The following is a 14716-nucleotide window of genomic DNA, read 5'->3' on the forward strand; positions in this document are numbered from 1 at the left end:
GGGGATAAACCGTTACAGCGTATGCTCAGTACGGGCGATAATATCGTCCTGCGCATCCGGCGACAGGGCGGTGAAGAACGCCGAGTAACCCGCGACGCGCACCACCAGGTCACGATACTGATCCGGGTGTTTCTTCGCTTCCAGCAGCGTTTCGCGGGAGACGATGTTGTACTGAATGTGCCAGCCTTTATGCACCTCGAAGAAGGTGCGCAGCAGCACCATCAGCTTCTGGCGATCGCTGTCGTTTTCCAGCGTCGACGGGTTCAGCTTCTGGTTTAGCAGCACGCCGCCGAGAATCGCTTCCGTCGGCAGTTTACCCACGGAGCCAATCACCGCCGTCGGGCCGAGGTGGTCGGTACCGGAGGCCGGGCTTGCCCCTTCCGCCAGCGGGGTGTGGGCTTTACGGCCGTCCGGCGTTGCCATGGTTGCTGCGCCAAACGGCACGTTTGCGGAGATAGACGACGTGCCCGCATAGTAGTTACCCCCAATCGGGCCGCGGCCGTAGCGTGGGTTATGGTACTGCTTCAGCTCTTCAATGTAGGTTTCGTAGGCACGGGTCAGCAGCAGGTCCACGCTGTCGTCGTCGTTACCGTACTTCGGCGCGCCGTTGATCAGGCGCTGGCGCAACTGCTCGTGGGTCAGCCCCTCGAAGTCATCCGCCAGCGCCGCCGCCAGCTGTTGCTGACCGATAACGCCCTGGTCAAACACCAGCTTCTTCACCGCCGCCAGGCTGTTGCCAAGGTTGGCGATCCCCACCTGTAGGCCGGAAACCCAGTCATACTTCGCGCCGCCCTGCTTAATGCTTTTCGCGCGTTCAATGCAGTCGTCCACCAGCGCCGAGCAGAGAATATCGTGGACGTTCTCTTCCAGCATGGTGTCCACCACGTACTCGATCTCAATGGATTTGCGGGTGTAGTAGCGGATCTGGTTATCCCACGCCGCCATGATCTCATCGAAATTGCCGAAGTTACCGGCAGAAAGCGCTTTTTCCTGCGGCAGGAATACCTTACCGCTGGTGGCATCGCGGCCACCTTCCAGCGCGGCGAGCATCACGCGGGCGAAGTTGATAAAGCTCATGCCGGTGCAGCGATAGCCCCACTTGCCGCCGACGGCGGTTTCGATACAGCCAATCGCCGCATAGTCATACGCGTCCTCTCGTTCCACGCCGAGCTTGATAAATTCCGGGATCACGATTTCATCGTTGTTAAACGCTGGCATCCCGAAGCCGCAGCGGATCACCTGCACGCAGGCGTCGACGAAGTCGTTGCTCATCCCCGCGTGGTAGCGCACGCTCAGGTTTGGCTGGGTGGAGCGCAGGCGACCACAGGACTCCAGAATCGCGTAAGAGAGCGGGTTGACCGCGTCCATCGGCTCACCGTTGACCAGCTTCTGGCCGCCGATGGTGACGTTCTGATACAGCGGGCTGCCCGCAGAGGCTTTGGAGTGCGAGCCGGAGCGGATTTTGTTCACCTCCAGCAGCTTCAGCCAGCAGCTGTGCAGCAGCTCAATGGCGTGCTCGCGATCCAGACTCTGATCCAGCTCCACGTCGCGGCGGTAGTACGGGTAAAGGTACTGGTCCATACGGGCAAAGGAGACGGAGTGACCGTTGGACTCAATTTGCAGGATCAGCTGAATGAAGTAGCACAGCTGTAGCGCCTGCCAGAAGGTTTTTGGCGGTTGGTGGGCGATGATGTCGCAGTTTTCCGCCATGGCCAGCAGCTCGTCGCGGCGGCTGTCGCGGGTTTCTGTCGCGGCCATTTTACGCGCCAGGTCGGCAAAGCGTTTGATGTGCAGGCTTACGGCTTCCAGCACGATATCAATGGCTTTCAGGAACTGATCGCCGTGCAGATCGTCCAGCACCGTCAGGTTGATGCGCGACCGGCGCTCGGCCACTTTCGCGCGCAGGCCGTCAAGCCCTTTCTCCAGCACCAGCGGGAAATTCACTGCCAGGTGTGCGTCACCGGAGGTCATATTGCCTTCGGCTTTGATAATGCCGGTTTCCAGCAGGCCTTTCTGCTCGTCGGTAAACATACCGTAGCAGCGATCCTGCACCGTCTGGCCGCGCCACCACGGGCAGATCGCATGCAGGACGTGCTTGTTCTCTTCGCTGACCGCGAAGCCCGCACCCGGACGGTCCGCCAGATCGTCAATCTCTTTCTCAATCCAGGAGACGGTATATTCCGGGAAGATCGGCGCGGCGCGCACTTCGCTGGCCTGGTTACCGATAATCAGCTCGTCATGCTTGATCCAGATGGTACGCTCGGCCAGGTGATGCGCCAGCGCCAGGGCGCGACGTACCGGGATCGGCTTGTCCATGTGCTGCTGATACATTTCGGTATAATGCTGTGCGCGCTCGGTACAGACCGGCGGCTTAACGATATGCACCAGCGCCGTTTTGTGCGCCTTGATGCGCTCGCTGAGGGTGTTGAGATTCAGGGTGGTCATAAGTTTATCCTCGTAAGGTCGCTGTTAACCCTTTCTGGCAGGCATACTGCTGCGCGAAGTCCAGCAGGGCAGGGTTATCCAGCGGTTTGTCAGGGGCAGAGTAGGGTTGGCCGAGCAGGGTGTATTTGTTCATGCCCAGCGTGTGATACGGCAGAAAATGAATATCGTGAACGCCGAGTTCGTCGGCGGCGAAATTGGTAATGGCGGTAACCGACGCTTCATCGGCGTTAAAGCCCTGGATCAGCGGCACGCGAATGGTGATTTTTTTCCCGGCGGCAGCCAGGCGCTTCAGGTTGTCCAGGATCCGTCTGGCTGAGCCATCGGTCCACTGTTTGAATACGTCACTGTCCACATGCTTCAGGTCCGCCAGGAACAGATCGACATACGGCAGTGACGGCTCGATATAATGCCAGGGCACGTGAAGGCAGGTTTCAACGGCCGTATGAATGCCTTGTTCATGGCTGGCTTTAAACAGGGCATGTGCCAGCGCCGGGTTCATGAACGGCTCGCCGCCGGAGAGGGTGATCCCGCCGCCGCTGCGGTCGTAGAAGGGCTTGTCGCGCAGCACGGTGGCCATAATCTCCTCCACCTGCTTCTCCTCACCGCAGACGATAAGCGCCTGGGTCGGGCAGCAGTCGGTGAGGGCAGTGAGCGTCTCGTCGTTAAGCGTCTCACGATGAATGACCAGCCCGTTCAGCGCGCGTTCAACACACCCCGGCGCGGCCTGCTGACACAGGTCACAGCCGTCCAGGCACAGACGGGCATCAAACAGGACGTCCCGCGTGCGGGAGCGGCTTTCCGGGTTCTGACACCAGCGACAGCCCAGCGAGCAGCCTTTCAGGAATACCACGGTTCGAATACCGGGGCCGTCGTGGGTGGAGTAACGCTGTATATTGAAGATCATTTTCTTGCCCTCGAATTACATATGAAGATTAAATTACTTTCGAATGAAAGTTATCTTGATATGGGTCAATTCCTGAGCAGGTTTTGCTGTGATAGGGTAAGTGCAGGCTAATTTTGAGGGTGACATCATGGAACTTTATCTCGACACATCTGACGTTGCGGCAGTCAAAAAGCTGGCGCGTATCTTTCCGCTGGCGGGCGTGACCACTAACCCAAGCATTGTGGCGGCGGGTAAAACGCCTCTGGAAGAGCTGCTGCCCGCGCTGCACGACGCGCTGGGCGGCAAGGGCCGGCTGTTCGCTCAGGTGATGGCGAAGACCGCCGAGGGGATGGTGGAAGACGCACGTAAGCTGCGCGCGATAATCAATGACCTGGTGGTGAAAGTGCCCGTGACTGCCGAAGGGCTGGCGGCGATCAAAATGCTGAAAGCAGAAGGGATCCCGACGCTGGGTACGGCGGTGTATGGCGCAGCACAGGGGATGCTCTCCGCACTGGCGGGGGCTGAGTATGTGGCTCCTTATGTAAATCGCGTGGACGCACAGGGCGGGGACGGGATCCAGACGGTAGTCGAACTGCAACAGCTGCTGACCCTGCATGCCCCGCAGTCAAAAGTGCTGGCGGCGAGCTTTAAAACCCCGCGCCAGGCGCTGGACTGCCTGCTGGCAGGGTGCGAGTCCATCACGCTGCCGCTGGACGTGGCGCAGCAGTTTATTACCTCTCCGGCCGTGGATGCGGCAATTGTGAAGTTTGAGCAGGACTGGCAGGGGGCGTTTGGGCGGACGTCTGTCTGATGCGGTTGCCGGGTGGCGCTAACGCTTACCCGGCCTACGTTTGCATCGCTGTTGCCGGGTGGCGCCGTTCGAGCCGTTGTAGGTCGGGTAAGGCAAAGCCGCCACCCGACTTTTTTACTGGCTACACACCTCACACCCGGGGTTACGCATCAGCTTCATCTCGCGGAACTGGCAGGTCATCGCGTCATACATCACGATTTTACCCGCTGCGGGCGTGCCGTAGTGCGCCAGCACTTTGATCGCCTCCATCGCCTGCAAGGAACCGATAACGCCAACCAGTGGCGCCATCACGCCCGCCTCGACGCAGGTCAGCGCATTCTCGCCAAACAGACGGCTCAGGCAGCGGTAGCAGGGCTCTCCTTCAGCGTAGGTGAAGACGGTGATTTGCCCCTCCATGCGAATGGCCGCGCCGGAAATCAGCGGCGTTTTACGGGCAAAGCAGCCCGCATTGAGCTGGTTGCGAATGGCGACGTTATCGGTGCAGTCCAGCACCAGGTCATGCCGTGCAATCTGCGCAAACAGCGCGTCGTCATCCAGCATCGCGTCAATCAGGGTGAACTGAACGTTGGGGTTAATGCGCGCCAGCGCCGTGCGTGCTGATTCCACTTTAGGCTGACCGACCGTCGCGTCGCTGTGCAGCGTCTGGCGTTGCAGGTTGGACACCGACACGGTGTCGAAATCCAGCAGCGTCATGCTGCCGACACCCGCCGCAGCCAGGTATTGCGCCGCTGCGCAGCCCAGCCCGCCCAGGCCCACAACCAGCACGCTGGCCGCCTTGAGCGCTTCCTGGCCCTCGAAATCAAACCCGCGTAGCACGATCTGGCGGTTATAGCGCATCATCTCCGGGTCGCTCAGTTCCACCGTCATGTCAGCCTCCGAACAGGTGATTAAAGCGTTCCACTTCAACCCATTCGCCCGCCGCAACGTGGCCGCGATCGCGCTCCAGCACGATAAAGCAGTTCCCCTGACTGAAGGAGCTAAAGATGTGCGAACCCTGATGCCCGGTAGTGCTCACCTCCAGCTCGCCGTCGGCGTTGCGCGCCAGAATGCCGCGCTGGAAATCGAGACGGCCGGGTGATTTTTTGAGGCGCGTTGCCGCCCGCACGCGCACACGCTCCGGCAGCGGGCTGGCATTGTTGCCTGAAAGCTTCGCCAGCAGCGGGATCACCAGCTGGTAGAAGGTAAGCGCGGCGGAGACCGGGTTACCCGGCAGGCCACAGAACCAGCTGTGCGGAAGTTTGCCAAACGCGAACGGTTTGCCCGGTTTAATCGCCAGCTTCCAGAAGGCGATTTCGCCCAGCTCTTCAAGCAGGGTTTTGGTGTAATCCGCTTCGCCAACCGATACGCCGCCGGAGCTGATCACCACGTCGGCAGAGGCGTCAGCGTCGATAAACGCCGCGCGCAGTTTTTGCGGAGCGTCAGGAATGATACCGAGGTTAATCACCTCACAGCCCAGCTGCTCAAGCATCAGGTGCACCGCCAGACGGTTGGTGTCGTAAATCTGCCCCTCGTTCAGTGGCTGACCCGGAAGCTGTAGCTCGTCTCCCGTGGAGAACACCGCCACGCGCACTTTGCGGACCACGTCAATCTCCGCGATGCCAAGCGATGCCAGCACCGGCAGTTCGGCGACCGTCAGCTTTTGCCCGGCGGCAAAGACCGTTGCGCCCAGGGTAATGTCTTCCCCGATGTGGCGGATATTTTGTCCCGCTTTGACGCTGGCGGTAAAGCGCACGCCGTCGTCCGTTTGTTCGGTCTCTTCCTGCATCACCACGGCTTCACAGCCCTTTGGCACCGGTGCCCCGGTCATAATGCGCACGCAGGTGCCCGCTGGCCACTCACCGTTGAACGGCTGCCCGGCAAACGCTTTACCTGCCACCGGCAGCGGCTGACCCGTTTGCAGATCCGCCAGACGTACGGCATAGCCGTCCATCGCCGCGTTGTCGAACCCCGGCACGTTCAGCGGCGAGACGATATCGCGCGCGGCAATACGGCCAAAACAGCGCACAAGCGGCAGCGTCTCAACGTCGTGCAGGGGAGTAATACGGTCAAGCATCTGCGAGAGTGCCGTCTCAAGCGGCATCAGTCCGGCGGTAAAATCCATGGTGGGCTCCTGCGGAGTAACAACGAAAGCGCTCATTATGGCAGAAAAGTGCGGCTAACTGTATGACCCGATGGGTGTACGCTTTACATCACAGTTGCGTCTTTCTATATTCAAAAATCATCTGAAGATTCGTCGACGATAATGATATTTATAGAAAAAGCAGCCAGCCAGGCTGATGGGTGATGCGAAATGAGTAAAGCGGTTATCGCAATTCATGGCGGTGCCGGGGCAATCACCCGTGCACAGCTCAGTCCCGAGCAGGAGAAGCGTTATATTGATGCGCTGAACGCCATTGTGGAAACAGGCCAGCGGATGCTGGAAGCGGGCGACAGCGCGCTGGACGTGGTGACCGAAGCAGTACGTCTGCTGGAGGAGTGCCCGCTGTTTAATGCCGGTATTGGCTCGGTCTTTACGCGCGATGAAACGCACGAGCTGGATGCCTGCGTGATGGACGGCGTCACCCTGAAGGCGGGCGCGGTAGCGGGTGTCAGCCGTCTGCGTAATCCGGTGCTGGCCGCGCGTCTGGTGATGGAACAAAGCCCGCATGTGCTGCTGGCCGGGGCGGGGGCGGAAAAATTTGCCGTCGAGCACGGGATGGACACGGTCTCGCCCGATCTTTTCTCCACCGAGGAGCGTTACCGGCAACTGCTGGACGCCCGTACAGCGGGGATGACGCAGCTGGACCATGCCGCGCCGCTCGATGAACGCAGCAAAATGGGCACGGTAGGCGCGGTGGCGCTGGATAAAGCCGGTAACCTCGCCGCCGCGACGTCGACAGGCGGTATGACCAACAAACTTCCCGGTCGCGTCGGCGACAGCCCGCTGCCGGGGGCCGGGTGTTACGCCAATAACGCCACCGCGGCGGTGTCATGCACCGGCACCGGCGAAGTGTTTATCCGCGCGCTGGCGGCCTACGACATTACCGCGCTAATGGATTACGGCGGATTAAGCCTGAGTGAGGCCTGCGAGCGGGTAGTGATGGAGAAACTGCCGGCGCTGGGCGGGATTGGCGGCTTAATTGCGGTGGATCGGGAGGGCAACGTGGCTCTGCCGTTCAACAGTGAAGGGATGTACCGGGCGTGGGGGTATGCCGGCGATGCGCCCAGCACAGGCATTTATCGTGAATAAGGGGGCATTGCGTGCCGCACCGTGAAGAGCTGGACAACTGCGAAGTGCTGGCTGTCCACCAACTGAATATTGCGTTTCAGGAAGAGCGGCAGTTCATCCCCGCAGTACAGAATTTATCGTTTTCGCTCAGGCGCGGCGAGACGCTGGCGATTGTTGGCGAATCAGGTTCCGGTAAATCCGTTACCGCGCTGGCGCTGATGCGTCTGCTTGAGCAGACGGGCGGGCAGGTCACCAGCGAGCGGATGCTGTTGCGCCGTCGCAACCGTCAGGTTATCGATCTCAACGAGCTCAGTGCGTCCCAGATGCAGGGGGTGCGCGGGGCAGATATTGCGATGATTTTTCAGGAGCCGATGACCTCCCTGAACCCGGTTTTTCCGGTGGGCGAGCAGATTGCCGAATCTATCCGCCTGCATCAGGGACTGAGCGGTGATGAGGCGCTCAACGAAGCAAAACGGATGCTGGAGCTGGTGCGTATCCCTGAGGCGCACGCGATTTTGTCCCGCTATCCGCATCAGCTTTCCGGCGGCATGCGCCAGCGGGTGATGATTGCGATGGCGCTGTCGTGCCGTCCGGCGGTGCTCATTGCGGACGAACCCACCACGGCGCTGGATGTCACCATTCAGGCCCAGATCCTGCAACTGATTAAGGTGTTGCAGCAGGAGATGGAGATGGGGGTGATTTTCATCACCCATGATATGGGGGTGGTGGCGGATATTGCCGATCGGGTGCTGGTTATGCATCAGGGCAATGCCGTGGAAACCGGCACGGTGGAGCAGGTCTTTCATGCGCCGGTGCATCCTTATACCAAAGCGCTACTGGCGGCGGTCCCGCGTCTGGGGGCCATGAATGGCAGTGATTTTCCGCGCCGTTTTCCGCTGTTCTCACAGATCGAACAGGGCCAGCAGGAAGACGAAACCGAGCAGGATACGGTGGTTCCTGGCAGGCCAATCCTCGAAGTGCGTGACCTGGTGACCCGTTTCCCGCTGCGTAGCGGGATCCTCAATCGCGTGAAGCGCGAAGTGCATGCGGTTGAAAACGTCAGTTTTGATCTCTGGCCGGGCGAAACGCTGGCGCTGGTGGGGGAGTCCGGCTGCGGTAAATCCACCACCGGGCGGGCGCTGCTCAGGCTGGTGGCGTCGCAGGAGGGGAGCATCACCTTCAACGGTGAGCGCATCGACACGCTCCCTAACAGTAAATTGCAGGCGGTGCGCCGGGATATTCAGTTTATATTCCAGGATCCTTATGCGTCGCTCGATCCGCGCCATACGGTGGGGTACTCGATTATGGAGCCGCTGCGGGTGCATAACCTGCTCGACGGTGAAGCCGCGCAGCGCCGCGTCGCATGGCTGCTGGAGCGCGTGGGCCTGAAGCCGGAGCATGCCTGGCGTTATCCGCACGAATTTTCTGGCGGTCAGCGCCAGCGTATCTGCATTGCGAGGGCATTGGCCCTCAATCCGAAAGTGGTGATTGCGGATGAGTCCGTGTCAGCGCTGGATGTCTCTATCCGCGCGCAAATCATCAATCTCCTGCTCGATTTACAGCGGGATTTGGGCATTGCGTTTCTGTTTATCTCCCACGATATGGCGGTGGTGGAGCGGATCAGCCATCGCGTGGCGGTGATGTACATGGGGCAAATTGTTGAAATCGGCCCCCGTCGGGCGGTGTTTGAAAACCCGCAGCACCCTTACACCCGCAAGCTGATGGCTGCCGTACCGGTTGCCGATCCTGAGCATCGTCACGCCCAGCGCGTGCTGTTGCAGGACGAAATGCCGAGCAATATTCGTAAACGGGGCGAAACCCTGGAGCGCGTGGCGCTGCGTGAGGTGGGACCCGGTCATTTTGTCGCACCACCGCGTCAGGGCAATGCATTCTCGCGGTTATAACTTACAACAGGCAGGAGAACACAATGGTTCCTTTTGTTGCTCGTAAATGGCTGCTGGCCGCGAGCGTGACGGCTGCGCTGGCCGCCGCCCCCGCGTTCGCGGCGAAAGATGTGGTGGTGGCTGTGGGGTCTAACTTCACGACCCTGGATCCGTATGATGCCAACGACACTCTTTCTCAGGCGGTGGCAAAATCCTTCTACCAGGGGCTGTTCGGCCTGGACCGCGAAATGAAGCTGAAAAACGTGCTGGCGGAAGGCTATACCGTGTCGGACGACGGGCTGGTCTATACCGTTAAGCTCCGTACCGGCGTGAAGTTCCAGGATGGCACCGACTTCAACGCCGAGGCGGTTAAGGTCAACCTGGATCGTGCCAGCAATCCGGAAAACGGTCTTAAACGCTACAACCTGTATAAAAATATCGCCCAAACCGAGGTGGTTGATCCGGCAACGGTGAAGATCACCCTTAAAGAGCCGTTCTCGGCGTTTATCAATATCCTGGCGCATCCCGCGACGGCGATGATTTCGCCCGCCGCCCTGAAAAAATATGGCAAAGAGATTGGCTTCCACCCGGTGGGGACCGGACCGTACGAACTGCTCACCTGGAACCAGACCGATTTTGTGAAGGTGAAAAAATTCGCCGGATACTGGCAGCAGGGGCTGCCGAAGCTGGATACCATCACCTGGCGGCCGGTAGTGGACAACAACACCCGCGCTGCAATGCTGCAAACCGGCGAAGCGCAGTTTGCCTTCCCGATCCCGTACGAACAGGCTGCGCTGCTGGCGAAAAACAGCAAGCTGGAACTGGTGGCCAGCCCGTCGATCATGCAGCGCTACATCAGTATGAACGTTACGCAGAAACCGTTTGATAACCCGAAGGTGCGTGAAGCCATCAACTACGCCATTAACCGCCAGGCGCTGGTGAAGGTGGCCTTTGCCGGCTACGCCACCCCGGCGACGGGCGTGATGCCGCCAACCATTGAGTACGCGCAAAGCTATCAGCCGTGGCCTTACGATCCGGCGAAAGCGCGGGAACTGCTGAAAGAGGCGGGCTATCCGAACGGCTTTAGCACTACGCTGTGGTCGTCGCATAACCACAGTACCGCGCAGAAGGTGCTGCAATTTACCCAGCAGCAGCTGGCGCAGGTGGGTATTAAAGCCAGGGTTACGGCGATGGATGCCGGACAGCGAGCGGCGGAAGTGGAAGGCAAAGGACAGAAAGAGAGCGGCGTGCGGATGTTCTACACCGGCTGGACGGCTTCAACCGGAGAAGCGGACTGGTCCCTGTCGCCGCTGTTTGCTTCCCAGAACTGGCCGCCAACGCTGTTCAATACCGCGTTCTACAGTAATCCGAAGGTGGATAAAGATCTGGCCGATGCCCTGAAAACCACCAAACCGGAAGAGAAAGCACGCCTGTACAAAGAGGCGCAGGACATTATCTGGAAAGAGTCGCCGTGGGTGCCGCTGGTGGTGGAAAAACTGGTCTCAGCCCACAACAAAGCGCTGACCGGTTTTTACATCATGCCGGATACGGGCTTTAGCTTTGATGACGCGGATTTGAAATAAAACTCATGCTGAATTATGTGTGTAAACGCCTGCTGGGGCTTATCCCGACGCTGCTGATTGTGGCCGTGCTGGTGTTTTTGTTTGTTCATATGCTGCCCGGCGATCCGGCGCGTTTGATTGCCGGACCGGAAGCGGATGCGACGGTTATTGAACTGGTGCGTAAACAGCTCGGTCTTGACCAGCCGCTGTACAGGCAATTTCTGCGTTACATTGGCAATGTCCTTCAGGGCGATTTCGGCATCTCAATGGTGTCGCGTCGTCCGGTGTCGGAGGAGATTGCCAGCCGCTTTATGCCTACCTTCTGGTTAACGATTGCCAGTATGAGCTGGGCGGTTGTCTTTGGCCTGGGCGCGGGGATTGTCGCCGCCGTCTGGCGCAACCGCTGGCCGGATAAGCTCGGTATGGCGCTGGCGGTCACCGGCATCTCTTTCCCGGCGTTTGCGCTGGGCATGCTGCTGATGCAGATTTTCTCCGTCGAGCTGGGCTGGTTGCCGACCGTCGGGGCCGACACCTGGAAGCACTACATTCTGCCCTCTATGACGCTAGGCGCGGCCGTTGCGGCGGTTATGGCCCGGTTTACCCGCGCCTCGTTTGTCGACGTGCTGAGCGAAGATTACATTCGCACCGCGCGGGCAAAAGGGGTGAGTGAGAAATGGGTCATTCTGAAGCATGGTTTTCGTAATGCGATGATCCCGGTGGTCACGATGATGGGGCTACAGTTCGGCTTCCTGCTGGGGGGCTCTATCGTGGTTGAGAAGGTCTTTAACTGGCCGGGGCTGGGGCGCCTGCTGGTCGACTCGGTCGATATGCGTGACTATCCGGTTATTCAGGCTGAAGTCCTGCTTTTCTCGCTGGAGTTTATTCTTATCAACTTAGTGGTGGATGTGCTTTACGCCGCCATTAACCCGGCCATCAGGTATAAGTAAGATGCGATTACTGAACTGGCGTCGCCAGGCCATTTTAAACGCTATGCCGGGGATCAGGCCGGACCATATTCGCCCCCCGTGGGTTGAGTTCTGGCGTCGATTCCGTCGTCAGCCCGTCGCTATGGTCGCCGGGTTGTTTGTGTTACTGCTGATCCTGGTGGCGATTATCGCCCCCTGGATAGCCCCGTTTGATGCGGAAAACTACTTCGACTACGACCGGCTGAACGATGGTCCGTCGATGATGCACTGGTTTGGCGTGGACTCGCTCGGGCGCGATATTTTTAGCCGCGTGCTGGTAGGGGCGCAGATCTCACTGGCGGCCGGGGTCTTCGCGGTGCTGATGGGCGCAGCAATTGGCACCGTGCTGGGGCTGGTGGCCGGGTACTACGAAGGCTGGTGGGACCGCATCATCATGCGTATCTGCGACGTGCTGTTTGCCTTTCCCGGTATTCTGCTGGCGATTGCCGTGGTGGCGGTGATGGGCAGCGGCATGGCGAACGTCATTATCGCCGTGGCGGTATTCTCGATTCCCGCTTTCGCGCGTCTGGTACGTGGCAACACGCTGGTGCTGAAGCAGCAGACCTTTATCGAGTCGGCGCGCAGCATGGGAGCCAGCGATGCCACCATCCTGTTCAGCCATATTCTGCCGGGAACGGTCTCGTCTATCGTGGTCTATTTCACCATGCGCATAGGCGTGTCGATTATCTCGGCGGCCAGCCTGTCGTTTCTGGGGTTAGGGGCACAGCCGCCGACGCCGGAGTGGGGCGCGATGCTGAACGAGGCGCGGGCGGATATGGTGATTGCGCCACACGTGGCGATCTTCCCGAGCCTGGCGATTTTCCTGACCGTGCTGGCGTTTAACCTGCTGGGGGATGGGCTGCGCGACGCGCTGGATCCGCGGATAAAAGGGTAGTGCTGTGGAATGTGCCGGGTGGCGGCTACGCCTTACCCGGCCTACAAAAGGGAAGCAGGGTGTTTAAACCCGGCTACCCCACAGGTCATACTCATCCGCGTTTTCAACCTTCACGCGAATAATATCACCCGGCTTAACCTGTGTTTCGCCGTTCAGGTACACCGCGCCATCGATTTCCGGTGCATCCGCCATGCTGCGGCCAATCGCGCCTTCTTCGTCCACTTCGTCGATAATCACCAGAATTTCGCGGCCCACTTTCTCCTGCAAGCGTTCAGCAGAGATCTGCTGTTGCAGCTGCATAAAGCGGTTCCAGCGCTCCTCTTTTACCTCTTCCGGTACCTGGTCCGCCAGCTCGTTGGCCGTTGCGCCTTCAACCGGGCTGTACTTGAAGCAGCCGACGCGATCCAGACGCGCCTCTTTCAGGAAGTCGAGCAGCATCTGGAAATCTTCTTCGGTTTCACCCGGGAAGCCGACAATAAAGGTGGAGCGCAGGGTCAGATCCGGGCAGATCTCACGCCACTGCTTGATGCGCGCCAGTTGGCGATCCACGGAGCCAGGACGTTTCATCAGCTTCAGAATGCGCGGGCTGGCGTGCTGTAGCGGGATATCCAGATACGGCAGGATTTTGCCTTCCGCCATCAGCGGGATCACATCGTCAACGTGCGGATAAGGGTAGACGTAGTGCAGGCGCGTCCAGATCCCGAGCTTAGCCAGCTGCTCGCACAGGCCGACCATGCTGGTTTTCACCGGCTCGCCGTTGTGGAAACCGGAGCGGTGTTTGACGTCCACACCGTAGGCGGAGGTGTCCTGGGAGATGACCAGCAGCTCCTTCACGCCCGCGTCGGCCAGGCGTTTGGCTTCTGCCAGCACCTCGCCAATCGGACGGCTCACCAGATCGCCACGCATCGACGGGATGATGCAGAAGGTACAGCGGTGGTTGCAGCCTTCGGAAATTTTCAGGTAGGCGTAGTGGCGCGGCGTCAGCTTCACGCCCTGTTCCGGCACCAGGCTCAGGAACGGGTTGTGCTTTGGTTTGGGGACGTAGTGATGAACATGTTCCAGCACCTGCTCGTAGCTGTGCGGGCCTGTGATCTCAAGCACTTTCGGGTGCACTTCGCGGATCTGATCCACCTTCGCGCCCAGGCAGCCGGTGACAATCACTTTGCCGTTTTCCGTCAGGGCTTCACCAATGGCTTCCAGTGACTCCTGGACCGCGCTGTCGATGAACCCGCAGGTGTTGACGATCACCATGTCGGCGTTGTCGTAGCTTGGCACCACGTCATAGCCTTCAGTGCGAAGTTCAGTCAGGATGCGTTCGGAGTCCACCAGGTTCTTCGGGCAGCCGAGGGAGACAAAGCCGATTTTCGGCGGGTGCGTAACATTGCTCATAGGTTAAAAATTCATCAATTATGGAGTTATCAGGGCGGGATTTTACAGCGTATCGCGGGGGATTTATACACTCTTGATGGCGCAGTTGAGGCGGGCAATCGTTGTAACATTGTAAAGAATGTTAATCAGTTATCGTTTATTGATCTCAGGCATTACATTGTACAAAAAATGACCTTATCCTTAATAAGGTAACATGGCTGACAGGGGAGGAAATCGCATGTCCGTTGACAGACTGAAACGCGATCTGCTTAACAAGCTGATCAACGCCCGAATCGACCTGGCCGCATATCTGCAACTCCGCAAGGCGAAAGGGTATATGTCAGTCAGCGAAAGCGAAAATCTGCGTGATAACTTCTTTGAACTTTGCAATTTCATGCGCGAAAAAGCACCCATCCTGAAAGCGCACTACGCTGAAAGCGAATTAGTGGCGTTGCGCCGCGCCGCCGAGGTGCTCTCCATCGCCGGGGTCTGTTTGATGAACGGACGTCACGACTGCCCGAATTTTATTGCCGTTAACGCGGAGAAGCTTGAAAACTGCCTGACCACGCTCGCGCTTTGCATCATGTGTCTGAACAAGCCGGAAACGCTTGCCCGGCACTGAACCCGGGGGAGGCAACTCCCCCTTCTGATTAAGCTTTTGTAAAAGTGGTAACGCACCCGGGAACAGTGGCTAAT

General features: G+C 59.1%; 12 protein-coding genes. 7 read left to right on the forward strand and 5 right to left on the reverse strand.

The window, feature by feature from the left end; translation table 11 throughout:
- Positions 1-12 precede the first annotated feature (12 nt).
- Entirely contained in the window at positions 13-2445 is a 2433-nt protein-coding gene (locus L463_RS11490; RefSeq protein ID WP_032102672.1) for a formate C-acetyltransferase/glycerol dehydratase family glycyl radical enzyme, read from the reverse strand.
- Positions 2446-2449: 4 nt separating this feature from the next.
- Entirely contained in the window at positions 2450-3349 is a 900-nt protein-coding gene (locus tag L463_RS11485; RefSeq protein ID WP_032102673.1) for a glycyl-radical enzyme activating protein, read from the reverse strand.
- Between the two features lie 127 nt (positions 3350-3476).
- On the opposite strand from L463_RS11485, the gene fsa reads away from it, so the two are divergent.
- Positions 3477-4139 (forward strand): fructose-6-phosphate aldolase, encoded by a 663-nt coding sequence (gene fsa / locus L463_RS11480; protein ID WP_017693747.1) that lies wholly within the window; start codon positions 3477-3479, stop codon positions 4137-4139.
- 114 nt (positions 4140-4253) lie between these two features.
- On the opposite strand, the gene moeB is transcribed toward fsa, so the two are convergent.
- Both moeB and moeA read right to left on the reverse strand, forming a co-directional pair.
- Positions 4254-5006: a molybdopterin-synthase adenylyltransferase MoeB gene (gene moeB, locus L463_RS11475; protein WP_017384895.1), complete on the reverse strand. Its 753-nt coding sequence runs from the start codon at positions 5004-5006 to the stop codon at positions 4254-4256.
- A 1-nt stretch (position 5007) separates the two neighbouring features.
- Entirely contained in the window at positions 5008-6240 is a 1233-nt protein-coding gene (gene moeA, locus L463_RS11470; protein ID WP_032102674.1) for a molybdopterin molybdotransferase MoeA, read from the reverse strand.
- Between the two features lie 189 nt (positions 6241-6429).
- Between moeA and iaaA the strand changes: the two genes are divergently transcribed.
- Genes iaaA through gsiD form a run of 5 tightly spaced genes read left to right on the forward strand, consistent with a single transcriptional unit; the run spans position 6430 to position 12652 of the window.
- Positions 6430-7368, forward strand: a complete 939-nt coding sequence (iaaA, locus tag L463_RS11465; RefSeq protein ID WP_017384893.1) for a beta-aspartyl-peptidase — start codon at positions 6430-6432, stop codon at positions 7366-7368.
- An 11-nt stretch (positions 7369-7379) separates the two neighbouring features.
- A complete protein-coding gene (gene gsiA, locus L463_RS11460) occupies positions 7380-9251 on the forward strand; it encodes a glutathione ABC transporter ATP-binding protein GsiA (protein ID WP_032102678.1) in 1872 nt (623 codons plus the stop codon).
- 23 nt (positions 9252-9274) lie between these two features.
- Entirely contained in the window at positions 9275-10813 is a 1539-nt protein-coding gene (gene gsiB / locus L463_RS11455; RefSeq protein WP_032102679.1) for a glutathione ABC transporter substrate-binding protein GsiB, read from the forward strand.
- A gap of 5 nt (positions 10814-10818) precedes the next feature.
- Positions 10819-11739, forward strand: a complete 921-nt coding sequence (gene gsiC, locus L463_RS11450; protein ID WP_006809475.1) for a glutathione ABC transporter permease GsiC — start codon at positions 10819-10821, stop codon at positions 11737-11739.
- 1 nt (position 11740) lies between these two features.
- Positions 11741-12652: a glutathione ABC transporter permease GsiD gene (gene gsiD, locus L463_RS11445; RefSeq protein WP_032102681.1), complete on the forward strand. Its 912-nt coding sequence runs from the start codon at positions 11741-11743 to the stop codon at positions 12650-12652.
- A 63-nt stretch (positions 12653-12715) separates the two neighbouring features.
- Here the strand turns inward: gsiD and rimO are convergent, their stop codons facing one another.
- Positions 12716-14041 (reverse strand): 30S ribosomal protein S12 methylthiotransferase RimO, encoded by a 1326-nt coding sequence (gene rimO, locus L463_RS11440; protein ID WP_017693743.1) that lies wholly within the window; start codon positions 14039-14041, stop codon positions 12716-12718.
- A 217-nt stretch (positions 14042-14258) separates the two neighbouring features.
- On the opposite strand from rimO, the gene bssR reads away from it, so the two are divergent.
- Positions 14259-14642, forward strand: a complete 384-nt coding sequence (bssR, locus tag L463_RS11435; RefSeq protein ID WP_003858412.1) for a biofilm formation regulator BssR — start codon at positions 14259-14261, stop codon at positions 14640-14642.
- Positions 14643-14716 lie beyond the last annotated feature (74 nt).

The sequence above is a fragment of the Enterobacter sp. BIDMC 27 genome, assembly GCF_000534415.1.
GTDB lineage: Bacteria > Pseudomonadota > Gammaproteobacteria > Enterobacterales > Enterobacteriaceae > Enterobacter > Enterobacter hormaechei_C.

Excerpts from the sequence above, each read along its gene's own strand:
- L463_RS11490 (WP_032102672.1), bottom strand. The coding sequence starts at position 2,445 with ATGACCACCCTGAATCTCAACACCCTCAGCGAGCGCATCAAGGCGCAC.
- L463_RS11485 (WP_032102673.1), bottom strand. The coding sequence starts at position 3,349 with ATGATCTTCAATATACAGCGTTACTCCACCCACGACGGCCCCGGTATT.
- fsa (WP_017693747.1), top strand. The coding sequence starts at position 3,477 with ATGGAACTTTATCTCGACACATCTGACGTTGCGGCAGTCAAAAAGCTG.
- moeB (WP_017384895.1), bottom strand. The coding sequence starts at position 5,006 with ATGACGGTGGAACTGAGCGACCCGGAGATGATGCGCTATAACCGCCAG.
- moeA (WP_032102674.1), bottom strand. The coding sequence starts at position 6,240 with ATGGATTTTACCGCCGGACTGATGCCGCTTGAGACGGCACTCTCGCAG.
- iaaA (WP_017384893.1), top strand. The coding sequence starts at position 6,430 with ATGAGTAAAGCGGTTATCGCAATTCATGGCGGTGCCGGGGCAATCACC.
- gsiB (WP_032102679.1), top strand. The coding sequence starts at position 9,275 with ATGGTTCCTTTTGTTGCTCGTAAATGGCTGCTGGCCGCGAGCGTGACG.
- gsiC (WP_006809475.1), top strand. The coding sequence starts at position 10,819 with ATGCTGAATTATGTGTGTAAACGCCTGCTGGGGCTTATCCCGACGCTG.
- gsiD (WP_032102681.1), top strand. The coding sequence starts at position 11,741 with ATGCGATTACTGAACTGGCGTCGCCAGGCCATTTTAAACGCTATGCCG.
- rimO (WP_017693743.1), bottom strand. The coding sequence starts at position 14,041 with ATGAGCAATGTTACGCACCCGCCGAAAATCGGCTTTGTCTCCCTCGGC.
- bssR (WP_003858412.1), top strand. The coding sequence starts at position 14,259 with ATGTCCGTTGACAGACTGAAACGCGATCTGCTTAACAAGCTGATCAAC.